This window comes from Providencia zhijiangensis, from assembly GCF_030315915.2.
GTDB lineage: Bacteria > Pseudomonadota > Gammaproteobacteria > Enterobacterales > Enterobacteriaceae > Providencia > Providencia zhijiangensis.
In genome coordinates this window covers 123,451-141,893 of sequence record NZ_CP135990.1, presented here as the reverse complement: position 1 = coordinate 141,893, position 18,443 = coordinate 123,451, and the positions used below count along the sequence as shown (strand labels likewise).

The following is an 18,443-nucleotide window of genomic DNA, read 5'->3' as shown; positions in this document are numbered from 1 at the left end:
TTATTTCTTAGTTCAGACCAAAAAGTGTTTCTAGTTCATCAAACGTAGGTTGGTATGTCGTTAGGCGGCCACAAACTAACATATGACCTTCTAGGCTAATTTCGCCCTCAAAGTTACCAATATTGTTATCTTGAAGCTGTAAGTGAATTCGAATAGAAAGTTTCGAGCCTACCTTAAAATAAGGAATTTCACTTTTTAGACTCCGACCGCTCAAGAGTAACCCCATCTCTGGCTTCTGAGTCTTCGTGCGCTGCTGATGCCACCCAGACCAAACTCCGACAGTTTGCGCTAAGAGCTCGATCGCATACCATGAGGGCAAATTATGATGTTCATCCAGATAACGAGCTAATACTCCATCAGGGCTCACTGTGACTTCACAGCATGCGCTGTCATCGTTCACACTGACTACAGTATCAAGCAATACCATGGGTGATCGATGCGGTAAATAGCTTTCAGGTGAATCATACTGCATAGGGAACCCTCCCAATCACTAACGCGCAATTATTACCCCCAAAGGCAAATGAATTTGATAGCATAATTGGCTTTTCTAACGGTGTGTCAACGGTCATTAAACCACAGGAAGGTAATGATAAATCCTGAGGCAGATCTGTAAAATGTTGTTTCGGTAGGGCTAAATTAGCTTTCAATAACAACCAACACAATGCGGCTTCACCTACTCCCGCAGCCCCTAGCATATGCCCGGTTAGTGGCTTTGTTGAGCTACAAGGCACCGCATCACCAAATAGTCGGTTAATGACAGCTGATTCCATTGCATCATTGAGTACAGTCCCAGTGCCATGCAAGTTAATGTAACCGATATCTTGAGGTGTTAGATTAGCCGCCGCTAATGCCATTAATATAGCGTTTTCAGCCCCTTTTCCCGACGGTTCTGGCGCAGACATATGATATGAATCGCTCGACTCCCCTCCACCGAGAAAGGCAATTTCTGCTGGCTGCTTACTCAGTAAAAGTAGCCCACTACCTTCACCAATCGTAATTCCCGGGCGATTTTCCGCAAAAGGCTGGCACAATGTATGAGAAAGTGCTACTAAACTATGAAAACCATTAATTGGCATTCGGCTTAGTGTATCCGCGCCGCCCACAATAGCCGCATCGACAATGCCCGCATCAATTAAGCGCTGACCGGCTAAAATAGCCCGCGCACTCGAAGAACAAGCGGTTGAAATAGTATAAGCCGGCCCAGTAAGCTCAAGGTATTTAGCTAAGAAACGGGAAGGGTCTCCCAGCTCTTGTTGGGAATAATGGTATCCCTCTGGTTGCTTACCATTGTGCTGCGCATCAATAAATTGATCTGCTTCATCCAGCCCTGATGTACTTGTTCCCATGATCACCGCCACACGATCAGCACCATAAGTGGCAATCATTTGAGTAACAGCCGGTTCTATCTGTAACAGAGCCGCAAGTAGTAGCTGATTATTACGGCTGTCATGTTGTTTAAGATGCTCAGGAATGGGTGGCAGCTCGGCATCAACACCGCCTAAAACACACGTTTCACCGGATTGTAGCCACTCTGAACGTGTTTTCATACCCGGCGCAATTTGGCGTGAGAGGTTAGACTGAATTTCATCCAGCGTGTGCCCTAATGCATTGAGCATCCCAACCGCATTAATATAAATCATTGCACGGCCCCTAAGTGCCCAATGGTGATTTGATAACTAAAAATCTGATTGTCTATCTGTACAGGAGCACGCTGTCCATCAATATTTTGATAGTGAATTTGACTGACCAGCTGCTGCTGTTCATCGCGTAATTCACGCACTAAGTCTTTATCCACCAAAGTCCAGCCCTGCGGCAGTTGTGTTTCCCAACGAGCTATTGGCCAATAGCTCAGCATGATATCAGATAAAACTTGCTCCGCAGGCGGCAATTCCGGTAGCGTAATTGACTGTTCTGTGCGGATACCGCCAGCATCATACGTCACTAAAAAAAGGCGAACACCCAGCGAAGATAGCCCCGCTAAACTGATTCGCTCTTGATTAACATCCAACAGAGCAATCAAAGAGTGAGATTTCCCTTTCACCTTCGCGGTCAGTAATTGTTGCTCACTCATAGGTACATCTAGCCCAGGGGATGGTAATTCAATCTTAACGCCCGGTTTCAACCACGCTGATGGTGTATGCTCTGTTTGGGATACGCATCCCGTGATCAATACAAAAACAAATAGAGAAAGAATACGTATCATTTTGATTTACCCCTAGTTTTTTTCTTTTTTTTCGTCAGAGTGAGCGGCGAAAATAACCATGCACTAAAAATACCCACACACAGTGTTAAGCCAAATCCTTGAATTGCAGGTGTTGAACTCATCACCAACATGCCAAGTGTCAGTAATGTCGTACATAATGCGACTGTCACCGCTAGAAGCGATGTAACTGCCGTCCCTTTAGGATTACTAAAGAAAATACTGTAATTAATCCCGATCCCTAGTACTAAAATAAGTGCAAGCAGGGAAAACAGATTCAACGGCATACCACTTAAGCCCAACACCCCGAGCGCAACAGAAAGTGAAAATAGGGTGGGTAAAATACAGATCAGCCCGTACTTGATACCTTCTCTAAACAGATAGGTGACGACGACAAACGCCAGTGCAACGCCGATTAACCAGGTTAATACCATGCGATAATGGGAAAAAAGCTCATCGAATTGTGCCTTACGAGCAATCCAACTAACCCCCTCATTGTCGGCTGCCAGCTGAGCCAGCATTACCTTATCTTTTACCCCGTTAACGGGCAGCAATATGCCCGTTTCTCCACTAGGCAGCGTTAACAACATTAAACGCCAACCTTGGCTAACGGGCGATGCTAACCATGCATCCAACGTCACATTCATCGGCTGAATATTGATTTCTGCGACATCAACCCCAGTCTCTTGCAACTTATTCAAGATATATGGCGCAGCGTCATTCACTAATTTCGCATTTTCAGTTTGCCGTTGCTGCGAATAAAACGGAATACGTTGAAAATCGAGGAAAGCCCCTTGCCGTTGAGCACCTTGGAGCTGAGGTTCAAAGTTCTCTAACCGTTGCAAGGCTTGCTCTTGAGATGCCCCACTGATTAAGTACCATGTTTGGTCGCTGTGTTGGCCGGTCAATTGACTAATACGTTGGTCTTGCTCCACTAAGTGGGTAGGCAATGCTTGTAACGCGGCAATATCATCATTCACTTTAAGCTGGCTGATACCGATTGCCGATATCACTATGGCGCAACCCGACAGCCCAAATTTTAATGTTTTATTGTGCCGCCATACCCCTAACCAACGTAATAATAACATTGAAAATGGCACTGGATTATTAGGTAATCCACGCACCAAGAATGTGAAAAATAGAATGACCGTGAGGCAGGCACAGGTCAATCCAACACTGGCAAACAAGGCTAACTGACGAATGCCTGGGAAAGGTGCCAACATCATAATCAGGTAAGCGGAAACGGTGGTGCCAAGCGCCAATAATAATGCCGAACGGACTTTGATGAGGCTTTGTTGCGGCGAATCTTGTTGCCCATAAACCATCCGCTCAATCAGATAATAAATTGCATAATCGACGGAAATGCCGATGATACTCATACTCATCACTAACGTGAGAATGTGAATTTCGCCAAATACCAGCAAGGTTGATACGACACCACCTAATGCCCCCACGGTGACAGACAATAAACATAAAAACAGTGGGCGAATCGAACGAAATATACCGATGATCAGCAAAAACACACCCAATATCGTGATCGTTCCCAAACGGCTCATATCCGATTCAGCTTGCTGACTGGCGTTATCGCTGTAGTAAAGGCTCCCTCGCGACAAAATTTGTCCGTCAGGGTATTGTTTCTCCCAGTCACGTTGTAATTGTGCCAGTGTCCCCGCTATTTTTTGGGCTTGTTTCAGCTCACTCGCCGAGCTGTCCAATTCCCCATGCAACATATACCAGCGTCGCCCATTTTCATCGATAACCGTTAACCAGCCATTGTGCAGGCTAAACTTGCTGCCCATTTTTTGTAAGGCTAGTTGAGAGCCTCGAACTAACAGCATCGGGTCATTAGTTAATTCAAGACCACTAATGCCAGAAAAGGTGGAAAACAATTGTGAGATAATCCAATCCGCTTGTTGATGACCTTGCTGTAAACGTGCTCGGGTCGCATCATCTAATAATGCATTTCGATGCTGATAATAAAATTTTCCCCATGCTTTTTGTTGGTCGTCATTCACAGGTCCATTAATAGAATCAAGAAACGTCTGCTTTTGAAGCTGATTTAACCAATGGGCGACGGCTTCGTCATTCTGAGCATCTGGGTGCTCCCCGCCAGATGGGCTGACCAACCAAACGAGTTGTCTATCTAAACGAGTTAAAAAACCATCCGATATTGCGGGAGAGGCCTGACTGATAGCTTGAGTCGGCAACAGCGCCATCACGCTTGAGGCTATTCGAGCATGAGGTAGGAGCCAAAATAACGCGGCAGCCAACGCAACACAAACCAGTAGCCAAAGTTGACTTAACCAATGAGTATTCAATCTAATCAAAATACTGAGTCTCTTCTGGAGTCAGCGTTGACGGCGTTAACTGATGGTTCGTAAAAGTAATTTTGGTTGAATCGCCTTGTTTATCAATCAAAATTACGTTGTCCACAACAGTGCTGCCCGAAAGTTCAATGCGTGAAAATATTTTATCCAACGGTGTCGTTGTTGGGACTAACACTAACTCCCATTGATTCTGACCCTTATCCGAAAACTCCAGCGCGAAATGGTTATCCAACACCGCTTTGTCAGCTTTAACCAGCGCTCGCATTAACGAGTTAAATTGGAACATTTGCGGATTATTTTCTAACGTAATGCGTTGATCTTCTTGCCCATCCATTCGCTGAATCATCTCATTCTCTCTAAGAATCAACGTCGTTTTGAATGGTTCCGTTTGCTGCCACCATAACCCTTTGTCTTGCGAGAGCAGCATTTTCCCTTTTGATATTAACGGCGTTTTAATGTTTTTTATTTGACGTTCTTGCACGAAATCAGCCCGAACCACCTCATTTTTCGTGAGTGTCGCCTGTAATTCATCCAACGTCATCGCCGAAGCAAAACTACAAAAAAAAGCGAGAAATACGAGAATATATCTCATGATTGGATCCCTATTTTAGCCAATAGAATATCGGGACAAACAAACTGCAACTCTTGCGTGTTTTGATCGACAGCAACTTGAATGGTGTATCCCTTTGTCAGTTTATTACCAGTCAAACTGTCTGTGATGACATAGCTAATTTTAAGCCGGTTTTCATACTCAACAATTTTGGCGTTAACAGTAATCATCTGTTCAAAGCTGGCCGAACGGCGATATTTTAGTTGGACATCCACGACTGGCCACGCATAACCCGAAGCCAGCATATCTCGGTAACCATAACCAATTTGATTCAATAATTGCTCTCTCGCCACCTCAAAATAGCGCAAATAGTTTCCATGCCACACGATACCCATCGGATCACAATCATGAAAAGGAACAAAAATATCGACAGCAATAGAAAAACGAGGGTCAGATAGCATTACACATTCTCCTTAGAATCAGAGGTGGTCGATGGCAGCTGCCAAAAATCATAGAAATTGAACCAGTCTAACGGGGACATCAACGTATAATGCGTTAGGCGGGCTGCGTACTGGTCGATATAAGCCTGTAACGCCGCCTGTCTTGAGCCTCTGGGCAAATGAATAGGATTGGCAAACTCCTCACTATAAATTGTGATTTTTTTGTCCTGTTTTAGTGCAAACATCAGCACAACAGGGCATTTCAATAATGCCGCTAAGATGAAAGGACCTTGAGGAAAAGGCGCTGGCTCCCCTAAAAAGTCGCTCCATGTAATACGTTGGTCATTGCTATCGGAGCTGCTAATCGAAATTCGATCGCCAACAATAGCCACCCACTCTCCCGCTTGGATTTTCTCTTGTAGTTTAATCGCCACATCTGGTGTGATATTGGTGACAGGAATTAAATTGAGTTGAGATTCCGGGGCAATTTCAGACATCAATTGCTGAAAACGAGCCGCATGTTCATGGAACACTAATGCATTGACCCGCTTTAGTTGTCCTGTTTGCGCCAAAGCACGGCACACCTCAATATCCCCTAGATGCGAACCCAGTATTAACTTGCCTTTTTCTTCATCAGATTTGAGCACTTCTTCCGCCTGCGGAGCATACACAACATCTTTACCCCAAACTAATTTCTGACACCAGCTCGCCACTTTATCGAGCATCGCTTCACCAAAGCGTTGAAAATGGTAAAAGCTACTGAGTTTTTGAGGCGGAGTTATATTGTGTGTCTGGCAATATTTCGCCACCTTAGCAAGATAACGACGAGAGGCTGTACTTTGCTGTGAGCCGGTCAACCAAAACCAGCCAGCGACAAAAAAGAGGATAAATTGGAATGGCTTGCGCCCAAGCAATTTATACACCTGGACCATAAAACGCATACCCGCTAGTCCACGACGCTCTTGAGTTTTCGCCCAATGTATTGGCGAGCGTTTGGTTAAGAGATGAGGAATTCTAGGCAACATGCCAAAAAACAAGCGAGTATGCATTTTGGATATACGAATATTATCTTTTACAACATCAAAATGCGAAATCCCTTGCTCTGGATAGATAACGTGGGTTGGCAAGAAACGGCTATAAATCCCATTCCAATACAAGCGAACCATAATTTCCGTGTCAAAATCCATATGGCGCCCCACATGGGAAGAATTCATCACGTCGAGCGTTTGCACAAGTGGGTAAACTCGAAAGCCACACATACTGTCTTTAATCGAAAAAGAGAGGGTTTCTATCCAGACCCATACATGGGTGACATAGCGCCCATACAAGCGAGACTTCGGTACAGAATCATCATAAATGGGCTGCCCTGAAATCAACATATTCGGCGTTTCTTGGGCCATTTTTAGCAGTTCAGGCACAGATAAAAGGTCATGTTGCCCATCCGCATCCACTTGCAGTGCATGGGTGTACCCTAATAACTTAGCGCGTTTGAAGCCCTCAAAAAGCGCGCCGCCTTTCCCTTGATTCACCTCAAGGCGATATCCGTGACACTGAGGATATTGTTGCAAAACGTCAGCAATATCTTGTTGGGTTAATGCATCGCTACCGTCATCCACAATAAGACAATCAAGTCCTTGCTCGCATAACGTTTGGACAACGCGTGAAAGGGTTTTTCCGTGGTTATAACACGGGATCAAGGCACAAGGCCGGAATGCAGATCCATTCACTAACATAAACGGATTTTTCCTGAACTCAGGGTTCGATGTTCGGCGTCCATCGAATAGTAATGAAAAACCAACTGCTTTTTAGACTCATGCCATTCAATGTCTATCTGAACATCCCGTTGGGGTAAAATTGGGTTAATAAATTTAACTTGGTCCAATGATGAAAATTGCGCATCTGGCACTAAATATTGTGTTGCATAACGCATGACCCAATCAATTTGAGCCACCCCAGGCAGTATGGGTTGACTATCAAAATGCCCCTCAAACCAAGCTAAATCCTCAGAGATGTATAACATCACCGATAAACTCGAATAGCTCGTTTTCTCGAGGCCTTTCTCAATGGGAAACATTGAATAACTCCTGTAACTGTGACCAAGAACGCTTGCTTTGATTGTTTAATGGGATCGTCGTTACTTGGCGCCAATATCGTGGAATAGCGATTGGATCAATGCATTTTTTCAGTTCTTGACGCCAAACCGATATCTGTTGCTGGCTCAATTTTTCAGTCGGTGTTGATGTCACGACTACCGCACCTAAATAAGTTCGGTTATTACGTTGCACTGCAACAATTCCCACATCATCAATCAACTCAAACTGACGTAATTTGTTCTCAATTTCCGTGATTGAAACCCGTTTCTCGCCAATTTTAATAATTCGGTCTACACGCCCTAACAGTTCAAATCGCCCGTTTTCTGTGAATGATAATTTATCATCCAGTAAAAAAGGTTGATGTCCACACAAAAGAGGAGAGCAAAGTTGGTAGCGTTGTTCTCCACATGGGATTAATGACAATTCGCTAAAAGGCTGCCAACCGCTATCCTGAGAAGGCTGTTCTCGATATGCGATAATTCCCGTTTCCGTACTGCCATAAATTTCATGAATGGCTGTTCCACTCCAGCCAAAGATTTTTTGAGCTAGCTGAGGCGCCAATGCCCCGCCCGCAGAAACCATGAATGTCCACGTCGGAGGCGACAATGCGGTATCCATGTAATGGAGAAACACTGGGCTGGTAATAAAAATAAATGGCGTTTCATCCATAAGTTGTTCCGGAAACTCAACCATCTGCGTATCAATAAGGTAGCCCATGGATAAAGGCAACCAAATCCGAAACGTTAATCCGTACAGATGGTTATGGCTAACTGAACCTTTCACCAGAGAAGTGTTGAATTGAGTTTGCCATCGTTGTGCTAGCCAGCGCGCTTCGGTGTCCATCGATTCCACCGTCTTGACCACTTTTTTGGCATTCCCGCTGGAACCTGACGTATATAAAATTAACGCTGTTTGAGGATTGATCGCAGGCAGTGTAAACGAGGTTTGCACTGACGTGGTTTCCAGCATATGAGGGATAGACCAGAGCTTATCGCTCTTTTCAATCTTACCGTCAGTCAAGATAAGTTGTTGGTTATCATGCTCACCCAACAATTTATCTAAATTATTATGCCCCAATAAAACAGGCGTTTTTCCTGTGTGTAATGTCGCCAGTAACGCAATAATAAAGTAATAGCTATCATGACAAAGCAACACACATTCTTGAGCCGAGTGCTGCGCAATTTCTGTATATATCGCCGCGACTTTTTGCTGCAATTGTTGCTGGTTAATCATTTTCTTTTGGTGCAACAATCTTGGCATTGAGGGTAAACCCGAAAGCCATTGAGATATGGGCTGATATGGTGGTTGATTGAGCATGTTACGCTTTACTAATATCGTTTAAATTTTCAGGATCTGAACGCTGCACTCGTTTTCGAATACACCATTCACCAACAAATAGCAGCCCAATAAAGCAATAGCTAAGAAAGCCATTCCACCAAGCCCAAAGCTCAAGATCGCCCGACCAAATAGTCAGTAGGGAAATGCCCGCATTAAAAATAAAGAATAAACACCAGACTTGAGTCACGCGGTAAGTATATTCAATTCCTTTACGAGTCAAATTTGGCGTCTGTAATCGCGCAAGCTGTTCAATGAGAGAAGGTGGTTTATAGAGGCTATAACCAAAAACACCCAGTAATGTCATGCTGACCATTGGAGGGTAATACAGCAGAGCTTCATGATTTTTTAATAGTAAACTCAACACGGCCAATCCCGCCCCGATCACCGTCAGCATGATAACGAGTTTTTTATTGTGTTGAGAAATCTTCGATAACATAATGAAACGTAAAATAAAATACCCTAACAACGTCACCCCGAGCAGCTGTATTTTGTCTTGATAAACTAGACAAATAACAACAAATGGCCAAGTAATCATCAATAAAATATCGATGACTTTAAGCATAACAGGGAAGATTTTTTTGACTGTCATTAAGGTTTGCATACGTTAAATACGGTTTTACTGCTCTTTAGGCTCATTAAACAGTTGAACAAGCACATCAGTAACATCTTGAACAGTACGAACACTTTTAAATGATTCTGGCTTGATTTTTTTGCCTGTTTTTTTCTGCAGATAAACAATCATGTCGACCGCATCGATGCTATCAAGATCAAGGTCTTCATACAGACGAGATTCTGGTTTGATTTGTTCAGGATCGATTTCAAATAGTGAAACCAAAAGCTGGGAAATTTCTTGATAAAGTTGTTCTTGAGTCATGATGTTCTCCGCTTATTGATGTGAAGCAATGTAATCAGCGAGTGTAGCCACAGAGTAAAAATGATGGCGAATATCTTCACTGTCAGAGGAAAGTACAATCCCAAATTGATTTTTAATTGCCATTCCTAATTCAAGCGCATCAATAGAATCCAATCCAAGACCCTCACCGAACAGTGGCGCGTCAGTATCTATTTCGTCTGGTGTAATTTCTTCGAGGTTAAGTGACTCGATAATTAACTGTTTAATTTTTAATTGCATAGACATACAGATCAAAGACCTCATAACTAGATAAGTTTTGTTTCAAAAGCTCGGGTTAAATGCCTTGCTTTAATTGATGTTTGTTCAATAGATGCACTCACTAATTCATCAACGTGCATGCTTTCTCGGACGGTGAGTGACAAACGCAGTTTACGTTTTGGTATGTGATACCATTTTGTGTATTTAGTTAATGCAATTTCGTTATTTTGAATATGTAAAAAACGAACTGGGCACTGACAACGTAATGCTATATTGGCGGCACCACGCTGTAAGTGGGGTTTCACGCCCGGCGTTGTCCGCGTACCCTCTGGAAATATCAATATATTATCACCTTGAGCCAAACGTTTATGACACTCTGATAATAATATCTCATGTTGATTATTAATTAAGTAATCACACGCACGTATGACGCCCGAAACAAAAGGATTACGCAATAATGATGACTTAACTAAACAATCAACTTGGGGCATGACGGCTGCCACCAAAACATAGTCTAACAAGGTTGGATGGTTACTCAATACCAACGTTCCAGAGTCTTCTTGAAGCTTTTCCAGTCCATGGTATGAATAATTCAAGACACCAACCGTTTTTGTAATACGTAAAAATAATCGGAAGCTATAACTGATACTTTGGCGTGCGATATATGTTCGCTTCGTTTTGTTAGAACAAAACAGAAATAAACAGTTAAACCAGATAACAGAGAGCAATAGCCCTCCTACCCCGAAAATAAAAAAGCACAATGGGGTCATAATATGCCGCCAAATACGCTCAATAAATTGCATACAACGACTCATATTGATTGCTGTTTATTCCACTGCCAAACATGCCCCTCACCTATTACGCAAAAAGTGGGTTTATCACTCAATAGCCCCACAATAAATTGAATGCTTTGCGGTAATATCGGTGTACTTGAATGCACCGCCTTGGCTGCCATGGGAGAGCAAGTCAGCGATTCATCAGAGGAAAGTAGAAAGGCACACGCATAAGGGAATCTCGTACAGGTTTCAGGCAATACGGAGTTATATGCTTCAGGAAGATCACCATCAAAATCAACAAATAGCACACGTTTAGACTGATGAAGCAACAACGATAACACTTCATACAATCCCTGTTGAAAACTATCTTGCCCTGCTGATATCGCGGATGTTGGTATATTAGTCTTTGTGATGATCGACAGCGTTCCAACTGCCGAATTATGTACTGACATCGTAAAATTAGTTGGCGAAACTGGTGTTTGAGTCGCGAGTTCACTCAGAATACGTTGGTTCCTTTCTAATTCGCCATGACGACTACTAAATACAATGGCATCAATATCCTGATGACGACGATAGAGCGTTAATCCACACTCCACAGCAAGACGGCTACCGTTATTCAAACGGCGCGCCATCATCATCGGCAATTGCGAACATTTAGGTAGCGGGGCGGTTTCATCAATACACTCTGAACCACCATGACTCCATGCAAGCCACTCATCATGGGAAGATAGACTCGGCGCTAAAGCGACCCAATCAAGGACTTTTATCTTCATACTCATACAACGTTATCTTCACTCTTTACGACGCTGATAGGATCATTCCGCTAAGCTTTAGTGCAAATCAATAATGAATGTCCGACGCCCAAATTATCTTCAGCACGCTCAATAACAAAACCAGCGGTATATAGCAGTGCTTCAAACTCATCAAAACCATAAAACCGACTATTACCATTTGCCATACAGGTAAAATACAAAGACGTTGCATTCAAGCTATATGCTCCGATTTTATAAGGCTGACGATCCCAAAATAGCTCCATTATCGCTACTTTAGCATCATCTTTCATGGCACCATGAATCTTCTTCAGAATGCTGACAACCTGCTCAGGTGTAAAACAGTCTAGAAATTGGCTCATCCACCAAATATCAGCCTGAGTAGGTAGTGGAGCATTGCCTAACATGTTAATACCTTCACCTGAAATGCGTGAATGATATGGTGTTTGGCGAATATTTTCTTCCATTAAGGCTATTTGTTCTGGGAGATCAATAATCTTAACGTCAATATCAGGGTTATATTCACAACAGGTTAGAGCCCATTTTCCGGTGTTACCGCCCACATCATAAAGCAGTGACGGGTTATATTCAGAAATAATGCGTATCGCTAATTTGAACGCTGAACTGGAATAATAATGATCGAATTCGAACCAACTTGTTTTAGCTGGTTCTGGTAATTGGCTTAAATATGGGTAAATGGTTTCCCATTCACCAAATACTTTTAAGCCTTCTGGCTTCATTTTCTCCATAGACTCTTTAAGAGAAAATAGACCTTCGTAACAAACATGCTGTGTGAAATTAGTATTAACACGCGTCATCTCATCATGTAAAAAGAAATAGCCTACTTTACCAAGGTAAAAGCGATTGTCTTTTTTATACACAAGTTGATTTGTTAATCCAATGTCGAGTAATAAAGAAATCGAATACTCATTTAGTTCAATATATTGACTTATTTCTGCTAATGTTGCCCCATTTTTAGTTTGAGCATCAAGAAATGCTAAAATACCAAAGTCACGTAAACAAATGGTTGCCTGAAATATCATAGGAGCAAATGCTATACGCTGAGCTTCACTGATAGCATCAAAAGCAGAAATATCATCCTTGTCAAACTCTAAATAATTTTTCATAATTATATTAATAGTTTCTTACTTTAGAACCATAATATTATGTTGAATATCAACATCTAGATTATTAATCCAACGATTATAGTTTTTATGGATTTTTCCATCGCCCGCCTTCATATTATCACTCGACACATAATTAATTGTGTAAGATGTTGCGGTATAGTTAATTCTCACACTAACGCTGTGGCCACGAGGAACATAACGGGCATCAATCACGCCAGGTTTAACTTGAGTCATAATCCATTTGCGCTCTTTACCCGCCAATAAAATAGCTTCTTTTACCTTATCTGCGGAGACATTAGCAGTAATGGTCGTTGTTGGTGTATTTATTGCAGCTGTTCTAGCACAGCCAGTCAAAATCAAAGCCAAAGACACGGCAACAACTGCACTTTTAAACTTATTCATTTACTTCATCCCTTTCAATTTTTAGATTAAGCACAAAAAGATAAAGGTGAAATATATATAAATATGGAAAAAATGTATATCTTTAAAAAGAGTGAACAATGGATTTTATCAGCAATTTATTCCTTTAATTATTAGTTTTAAAATTCAACTCACACATCTATTTCCCAAAGAACCATTTCTCAGTTTTTTCTTCTGATAATACCTAAGAAAGTAAAAAGTGAAGAATATTAGTCCGCCTTATTACATTTAAACTGTAGAATGAAAAATCAGCGGAATAATCTGATTTATTAGTTTTATATATCCAATCCATCAGCGATAAAAAATCAGTTTTTTATCCGCTTCAATATTCATCGAATCCTGCCAAGCCACCAGCGTTAAATGCGCCAACTTACTCAGCCCCACATAAAATGGAGAATCGCCTTTTTCCTGCATTTTGTCTAAATACAGCAGGCCCCATGGCAAAATATGTTTCCCGAGTAATTCAGAAAGATTTTCAGGTTGATGTTCCGCTACCCAAGCCACCATCATCATCAATAAACCAAAATGGTCTTCGGGTTCATTTTGCGTTAAGTGAATATCAATTTGGTTGACTTGCATCCACTCACGAAGTTGCAAAGTAGACTCGCCAAACAGCACATTTTCTTTATCGAGCCAGACTGAACCCCACGGTGGAGAAGGAAGCGAATAAGGGCCAATAAAGAGGCGTTGATAGGCTTCATCAAGGGTTTCATCATCACGTTGCATTGTCGCCATCTCTGCGGCAATCCCTTGTTTTTGCTCTTCAGAGCCGTAATGCCAGTCTGCTACCCACTCACCGGATACCAATAATTCGATAATGTCGGACACTTGGTCAGGGGAATAATAGAATGCCGCACCAAGGATCCGAGCTGTCACAGAAACATTATTTAAAGCGAGTTCGTTCATGGTGTGTAATCCACTGTTCATGTGTTATTTGTTGTTTTGCTTATTATTGATAAAAATTCTTGGAAACGAAAGGCTTAGCAACCATCTGCTAAGCTCCAGACCATTTCCAAACCCATCAGGTTTGGAAATGGCTCGTTTGGGTTGTAACATTAACGAGGAAAATCAATTTATTGATTTTCGCCTGATAACACAAAGAGGGAAAAACCACGCTTTTATCCCTCTTTGTCATCAACCTTAGGCTTAGCAACCATCTGCTAAGCCTTTGTAGTGATGATTAGTTAACGGCCATGCCCACGGTCATATGCAGACCATAGAACACACCGCGTCCAACAATCTCGCCCGCCAACACTAACAGGGTACCGATGCCCAAGTTAATAACGGATGGATTACGTTTCGCGATTAACGGCATGACCCAGCAACCCAGCCCCATCGCTACGGCAACAATCTTAATATCCATTAAGAAGCCGTAATCTGGCACTAAATCCGTTGCTTTTTGTACTGCGGTTTCAATGCTCGCCAAGTCAAATCCTTGGGAAATTGCCGCGGCTGCACTCACTAATAATGCTATCGCACTCAATGCCGGGAGACGACGGATACATTGCAGGTCAAACCCAGCCACACGCAATAACAGCGAGGCTAAGATAGGCCCACCCAAGAATGCCGTTAGCACGAAGTTGATCATGGTGTAGCTGTTATTCCATGTTGGTACCGTTGGGATTTGGTACACACGGGAAGTCGCCACCACAAAGATAGCCGCCAGAACAGCCACCACCACTAACCATAATTTACCTAGCGCAGCCGGCATTTTATTTAACACTGCCAACAACCAATATAAGCCACCAAAGGCAAAGAAGATTGCACCACTGGCAATTTCATTACTCAGTGAAGAAGCCCCTAAGCGGTTGAAGGCATTAAATGCACGCAATGGGGTACCCATGTGCATCGTGGATAATAAGAAACCAATTCCCATTAACACCCACAGACCGAACATGCTGTAATGCACTTTGCGGTTAAGTTCAGGGGATAGTTTCCCACTTAACAAAACCGCTGCCATCACAATAAATGCACCCGCAACACTTTGACCAATAACCGTGAAAAACATCAATGGCCATTCATGAATTCCCGCGCCCATATTAAACTTCCTCCGGGTTAGCCAGATGACCCGTGGTATCACCGACAGGTTTGCTATTGGCATTCAATTTTAAAACGATATTTGGATGAGTATATTCAGCCGATGGTAATGGTGCGATTTCCGCTAAATCACCATATTTGGCGCGCAGCTCTTCAATCGGTGCCATATCCAATGCACGTAATGGGCAAGATTCCACACAGATTGGTTTTTTGCCTTCTGCTACACGCTCATAGCAACCATCACACTTGGTCATATGACCTTTGACTTGGTCAAATTGAGGCGCACCGTAAGGGCATGCCATACTGCAATAGCGGCAACCAATACAGACTTCTTCATCCACCACCACAAACCCATCTTCGCGTTTGTGCATCGCGCCACTTGGACACACTTTGGCACATGCTGGGTCATCACAGTGGTTACACGAAATAGACAGGTAATAGGCGAAAACATTCTGCCCATAAACGCCATCTTGCTCAGTCCAATCACCCCCCGCGTATTCATAAATACGGCGGAAATTCACTTCTGGAGATAAATTTTTAAAGTCTTTGCAGGCTAACTCACAGGTTTTGCAGCCAGTGCAACGACTTGAATCGATATAAAAACCATATTGCGTTGACATATCTGGCATCCTTAAGCTTTCACAACTTCAACAAGATTAGAGTGTGATGGGTTCCCTTTCGCCAATGGCGATGGACGCTGCGTGGTCAACACGTTAATGCTGCCCGCATGGTCAATACGGTTACCATCAGGGTCATACCATGCACCCTCACCCAAACCAACCACACCCGGTAAAATTCGTGGGGTGACTTTGACTTTGACACGCACTTCGCCTCGGTCATTATATACACGGACTAAATCCCCATGTTTCAGGGAGCGTTTCGCCGCATCTTGTGGGTTGATCCATAACTCTTGAGGACAAGCCGCTTTCAATACATCCACGTTGCCATAGGTTGAGTGGGTACGTGATTTATAGTGGAAGCCCGTCAACTGTAATGGGAATTTCTCCATTAATGGATCGCCATACTGCTCAAACCCAACGGAATAGACTGGCAATGGATGGATAACATCTCCCTCTTCCAGCTCCCATGAATTTTGCAGCTCCGCTAATTGTGCGGAATAGATCTCGATCTTGCCTGATGGCGTGGTTAATGGATTCGCAATCGGGTCTTCACGGAAACTTTGATAAGCCACATGGTGACCTTTAGGATCACGTTTTTTAAAGATACCTTGCTCACGGAACTCTTCGAACGTTGGCAGCTCCGGCAATGCTGCGCGAGATTGTTCGTATAAATGACGTAACCACTCTTCTTGGGTACGATTTTCAGTAAACTGCTCACCGACACCCATGCGTTTGGCAATTTCGCTGGTCATTTCATAGATATTGCGGCTTTCAAAACGGGGTTTGATAGCTTGGTCAGCAAAAATAACGTAGGACATATTCCCCGCAGAAGCATCCATACAGAAATCCATTTGCTCAGACGCAGTGCAGTCTGGCAGTAAGATATCGGCATATTTTGCCGAGGCGGTCATGTGGTTATCAATCACCACAATCATTTCGCACTTCGATTCGTCTTGCAGGATATCGTGGGTACGGTTGATTTCTGAATGTTGGTTAACTAAGCAGTTACCTGCGTAGTTCCATACCATTTTAATTGGCACATCCAATTTATCTTTACCACGGACACCATCACGGGTAGCCGTCATTTCAGGACCACGCAGGATGGCGTCAGTCCACATAAACATGGAAATGCTGGTTTGCACTGGGTTAGTCAAAGTCGGCATACGCACGAATGGAATGCTGTAAGAGCCTTCGCGAGCCCCCGTGTTACCGCCATGAATACCGATGTTACCGGTTAAAATCGCCAGCATTGAGATAGCGCGAGAGGTCAACTCACCATTCGAACGACGCTGAGGGCCCCAACCTTGCACAATATACGCCGGTTTTGCAGTACCGATTTCACGGGCTAATTTCACAATGCGAGCCGCCGGAATACCGGTGATGGATGCTGCCCATTCAGGGGTTTTCGCTTGGCCGTCAGGGCCATCACCCAGGATATAAGCTTTGTAGTGCGCATTTTTTGGTGCGCCAGCTGGCATGGTGGTTTCATCGTAACCCACGCAATATTTATCTAAGAATGGCTTATCCACTAAGTCTTCTTTGATCATCACATACGCAATGGCGTTAACCAGCGCTGCATCAGTACCCGGACGAATTGGGATCCATTCATCTTCACGTCCTGCACCTGTATCGGTGTAGCGAGGGTCGATGATGATCATTTTCGCGTTAGATTTTTCGCGTGCTTGTTCAACATAGTAAGTGACCCCGCCGCCGCTCATACGCGTTTCGCCAGGGTTGTTACCAAACATCACCACTAATTTAGAGTTTTCGATGTCTGAAGGGCTATTACCGTCTGCCCAGCCACCAAAGGTATAATTCAGACCTGCCGCAATTTGTGCGGTACTGTAGTCGCCATAATGATTTAAATAACCACCACAGCAGTTCATGAGACGAGCAATCAAAGTTGCCCCCGGTGGCCATGATTTTGTCATGGTTCCGCCAAGAGTACCTGTACCGTAGTTCAGGTAAATAGACTCATTACCATAATCTTTAATTAAGCGCTTCATGTTGTCGGCAATAGCGTCGAAAGCTTCTTCCCAACTAATGCGCTTAAATTTACCTTCACCGCGTTTGCCTACACGCATCATTGGGTAGCGCAGACGGTCTGGGTTATAGACGCGGCGGCGCATAGAGCGGCCACGTAAACATGCACGGACTTGATGCAGCTCTTCATACACGTCATTACCCGTATTATCGGTTTCAACGTATTTGATTTCGCCATCTACAACATGCATGCGCAATGGGCAACGGCTTCCGCAGTTAACTGTACACGCACTCCAAACAACTTTTTCATTTCCTGATGGTGTCGATGTTTTTTGCTCTGTTTCCGCTGAAGCGCTAAACGGAAGAGAAAATCCTCCCGCTGCGGCGGCTAAACCTGTCACGGCGCCCGCTTTCACAAAGCCGCGACGGCTAAGAGGAGCAAAAATAGCAGCTTTCTCTTTTATATTGGCCATATATAACTCGCTCACTTAAATTGCAATTGCTTAAAATAATAAGAAGTTTTTTCGCTAAAATTTTTTTCGCTAAATTTTTTTCGTTAAAACAATGGAATTAAAAATGCAGTTTGTGTGCCATTAGCGATAAAACCGCCAGCCACATAATTAGAGGTAATTAGAGTTTTTGATTGAGTTA

At 43.3% G+C, this 18,443-nt stretch carries 20 protein-coding genes; all 20 read right to left on the bottom strand.

All coding sequences use genetic code 11. The features are described 5' to 3' along the window. Positions 1-7 precede the first annotated feature (7 nt). Complete coding sequence (locus tag QS795_RS00630) at positions 8-472, bottom strand: hotdog family protein (protein WP_318626726.1); 465 nt, start codon at positions 470-472, stop codon at positions 8-10. Continuing rightward, complete coding sequence (locus tag QS795_RS00625; RefSeq protein WP_318626725.1) at positions 462-1,640, bottom strand: beta-ketoacyl-[acyl-carrier-protein] synthase family protein; 1,179 nt, start codon at positions 1,638-1,640, stop codon at positions 462-464. Before QS795_RS00625 ends, QS795_RS00630 begins: the two co-directional genes overlap by 11 nt. Beyond that, positions 1,637-2,203, bottom strand: a complete 567-nt coding sequence (locus tag QS795_RS00620) for a DUF3261 domain-containing protein (RefSeq protein ID WP_318626724.1) — start codon at positions 2,201-2,203, stop codon at positions 1,637-1,639. The genes QS795_RS00625 and QS795_RS00620 overlap by 4 nt, the downstream gene beginning before the upstream one ends. Next, on the bottom strand, positions 2,200-4,527 hold the full coding sequence (locus QS795_RS00615; RefSeq protein ID WP_318626723.1) for an MMPL family transporter: 2,328 nt from the start codon (positions 4,525-4,527) through the stop codon (positions 2,200-2,202). Before QS795_RS00615 ends, QS795_RS00620 begins: the two co-directional genes overlap by 4 nt. Next, positions 4,520-5,119 carry an outer membrane lipoprotein carrier protein LolA gene (locus tag QS795_RS00610; protein WP_286271518.1) on the bottom strand — a complete coding sequence of 200 codons (600 nt, stop codon included), beginning with the start codon at positions 5,117-5,119 and terminating at the stop codon, positions 4,520-4,522. Before QS795_RS00610 ends, QS795_RS00615 begins: the two co-directional genes overlap by 8 nt. Then, a complete protein-coding gene (locus QS795_RS00605) occupies positions 5,116-5,538 on the bottom strand; it encodes an acyl-CoA thioesterase (RefSeq protein WP_318626722.1) in 423 nt (140 codons plus the stop codon). Before QS795_RS00605 ends, QS795_RS00610 begins: the two co-directional genes overlap by 4 nt. Continuing rightward, positions 5,538-7,250 (bottom strand): glycosyltransferase family 2 protein, encoded by a 1,713-nt coding sequence (locus tag QS795_RS00600; RefSeq protein ID WP_286271517.1) that lies wholly within the window; start codon positions 7,248-7,250, stop codon positions 5,538-5,540. Before QS795_RS00600 ends, QS795_RS00605 begins: the two co-directional genes overlap by 1 nt. Continuing rightward, positions 7,244-7,591, bottom strand: a complete 348-nt coding sequence (locus QS795_RS00595; protein ID WP_318626721.1) for an ApeI family dehydratase — start codon at positions 7,589-7,591, stop codon at positions 7,244-7,246. The genes QS795_RS00600 and QS795_RS00595 overlap by 7 nt, the downstream gene beginning before the upstream one ends. Next, the gene (locus QS795_RS00590) at positions 7,578-8,870 is read right to left on the bottom strand and encodes an AMP-binding protein (RefSeq protein ID WP_318626720.1); all 1,293 of its coding nucleotides are present in this window, start codon (positions 8,868-8,870) and stop codon (positions 7,578-7,580) included. Before QS795_RS00590 ends, QS795_RS00595 begins: the two co-directional genes overlap by 14 nt. Positions 8,871-8,928: 58 nt before the next feature. Next, complete coding sequence (locus tag QS795_RS00585) at positions 8,929-9,537, bottom strand: COG4648 family protein (RefSeq protein WP_286271513.1); 609 nt, start codon at positions 9,535-9,537, stop codon at positions 8,929-8,931. A 27-nt stretch (positions 9,538-9,564) separates the two neighbouring features. Continuing rightward, a complete protein-coding gene (locus tag QS795_RS00580; protein ID WP_286271512.1) occupies positions 9,565-9,822 on the bottom strand; it encodes an acyl carrier protein in 258 nt (85 codons plus the stop codon). 12 nt (positions 9,823-9,834) lie between these two features. Beyond that, complete coding sequence (locus QS795_RS00575) at positions 9,835-10,086, bottom strand: phosphopantetheine-binding protein (protein ID WP_286271510.1); 252 nt, start codon at positions 10,084-10,086, stop codon at positions 9,835-9,837. Between the two features lie 20 nt (positions 10,087-10,106). Further along, on the bottom strand, positions 10,107-10,874 hold the full coding sequence (locus QS795_RS00570; RefSeq protein WP_318626719.1) for a lysophospholipid acyltransferase family protein: 768 nt from the start codon (positions 10,872-10,874) through the stop codon (positions 10,107-10,109). Continuing rightward, positions 10,871-11,614, bottom strand: a complete 744-nt coding sequence (locus QS795_RS00565) for a beta-ketoacyl synthase chain length factor (RefSeq protein ID WP_318626718.1) — start codon at positions 11,612-11,614, stop codon at positions 10,871-10,873. The genes QS795_RS00570 and QS795_RS00565 overlap by 4 nt, the downstream gene beginning before the upstream one ends. 44 nt (positions 11,615-11,658) lie before the next feature. Continuing rightward, positions 11,659-12,732 (bottom strand): methyltransferase, encoded by a 1,074-nt coding sequence (locus tag QS795_RS00560; protein WP_286271504.1) that lies wholly within the window; start codon positions 12,730-12,732, stop codon positions 11,659-11,661. Between the two features lie 18 nt (positions 12,733-12,750). Then, positions 12,751-13,134: a lipoprotein gene (locus tag QS795_RS00555; RefSeq protein WP_286271502.1), complete on the bottom strand. Its 384-nt coding sequence runs from the start codon at positions 13,132-13,134 to the stop codon at positions 12,751-12,753. Between the two features lie 309 nt (positions 13,135-13,443). Beyond that, positions 13,444-14,058 carry a Tat proofreading chaperone DmsD gene (gene dmsD / locus QS795_RS00550; RefSeq protein WP_318626717.1) on the bottom strand — a complete coding sequence of 205 codons (615 nt, stop codon included), beginning with the start codon at positions 14,056-14,058 and terminating at the stop codon, positions 13,444-13,446. A 274-nt stretch (positions 14,059-14,332) separates the two neighbouring features. After that, positions 14,333-15,190: a DmsC/YnfH family molybdoenzyme membrane anchor subunit gene (locus QS795_RS00545; RefSeq protein WP_286271499.1), complete on the bottom strand. Its 858-nt coding sequence runs from the start codon at positions 15,188-15,190 to the stop codon at positions 14,333-14,335. A gap of 1 nt (position 15,191) precedes the next feature. Beyond that, on the bottom strand, positions 15,192-15,809 hold the full coding sequence (locus tag QS795_RS00540; RefSeq protein WP_036950397.1) for a DMSO/selenate family reductase complex B subunit: 618 nt from the start codon (positions 15,807-15,809) through the stop codon (positions 15,192-15,194). 11 nt (positions 15,810-15,820) lie between these two features. Continuing rightward, entirely contained in the window at positions 15,821-18,265 is a 2,445-nt protein-coding gene (gene dmsA / locus QS795_RS00535; protein WP_272535324.1) for a dimethylsulfoxide reductase subunit A, read from the bottom strand. Positions 18,266-18,443: the final 178 nt, after the last annotated feature.

Coding starts and splice junctions, on each gene's coding strand:
- QS795_RS00565 (WP_318626718.1), bottom strand. CDS start 11,614: ATGAGTATGAAGATAAAAGTCCTTGATTGGGTCGCTTTAGCGCCGAGT.
- QS795_RS00595 (WP_318626721.1), bottom strand. CDS start 7,591: ATGTTTCCCATTGAGAAAGGCCTCGAGAAAACGAGCTATTCGAGTTTA.
- QS795_RS00545 (WP_286271499.1), bottom strand. CDS start 15,190: ATGGGCGCGGGAATTCATGAATGGCCATTGATGTTTTTCACGGTTATT.
- QS795_RS00555 (WP_286271502.1), bottom strand. CDS start 13,134: ATGAATAAGTTTAAAAGTGCAGTTGTTGCCGTGTCTTTGGCTTTGATT.
- QS795_RS00590 (WP_318626720.1), bottom strand. CDS start 8,870: ATGCCAAGATTGTTGCACCAAAAGAAAATGATTAACCAGCAACAATTG.
- QS795_RS00600 (WP_286271517.1), bottom strand. CDS start 7,250: ATGTTAGTGAATGGATCTGCATTCCGGCCTTGTGCCTTGATCCCGTGT.
- QS795_RS00575 (WP_286271510.1), bottom strand. CDS start 10,086: ATGTCTATGCAATTAAAAATTAAACAGTTAATTATCGAGTCACTTAAC.
- dmsA (WP_272535324.1), bottom strand. CDS start 18,265: ATGGCCAATATAAAAGAGAAAGCTGCTATTTTTGCTCCTCTTAGCCGT.
- QS795_RS00620 (WP_318626724.1), bottom strand. CDS start 2,203: ATGATACGTATTCTTTCTCTATTTGTTTTTGTATTGATCACGGGATGC.
- QS795_RS00625 (WP_318626725.1), bottom strand. CDS start 1,640: ATGATTTATATTAATGCGGTTGGGATGCTCAATGCATTAGGGCACACG.
- QS795_RS00570 (WP_318626719.1), bottom strand. CDS start 10,874: ATGAGTCGTTGTATGCAATTTATTGAGCGTATTTGGCGGCATATTATG.
- QS795_RS00605 (WP_318626722.1), bottom strand. CDS start 5,538: ATGCTATCTGACCCTCGTTTTTCTATTGCTGTCGATATTTTTGTTCCT.
- QS795_RS00580 (WP_286271512.1), bottom strand. CDS start 9,822: ATGACTCAAGAACAACTTTATCAAGAAATTTCCCAGCTTTTGGTTTCA.
- QS795_RS00630 (WP_318626726.1), bottom strand. CDS start 472: ATGCAGTATGATTCACCTGAAAGCTATTTACCGCATCGATCACCCATG.
- QS795_RS00560 (WP_286271504.1), bottom strand. CDS start 12,732: ATGAAAAATTATTTAGAGTTTGACAAGGATGATATTTCTGCTTTTGAT.
- QS795_RS00610 (WP_286271518.1), bottom strand. CDS start 5,119: ATGAGATATATTCTCGTATTTCTCGCTTTTTTTTGTAGTTTTGCTTCG.
- dmsD (WP_318626717.1), bottom strand. CDS start 14,058: ATGAACGAACTCGCTTTAAATAATGTTTCTGTGACAGCTCGGATCCTT.
- QS795_RS00540 (WP_036950397.1), bottom strand. CDS start 15,809: ATGTCAACGCAATATGGTTTTTATATCGATTCAAGTCGTTGCACTGGC.
- QS795_RS00585 (WP_286271513.1), bottom strand. CDS start 9,537: ATGACAGTCAAAAAAATCTTCCCTGTTATGCTTAAAGTCATCGATATT.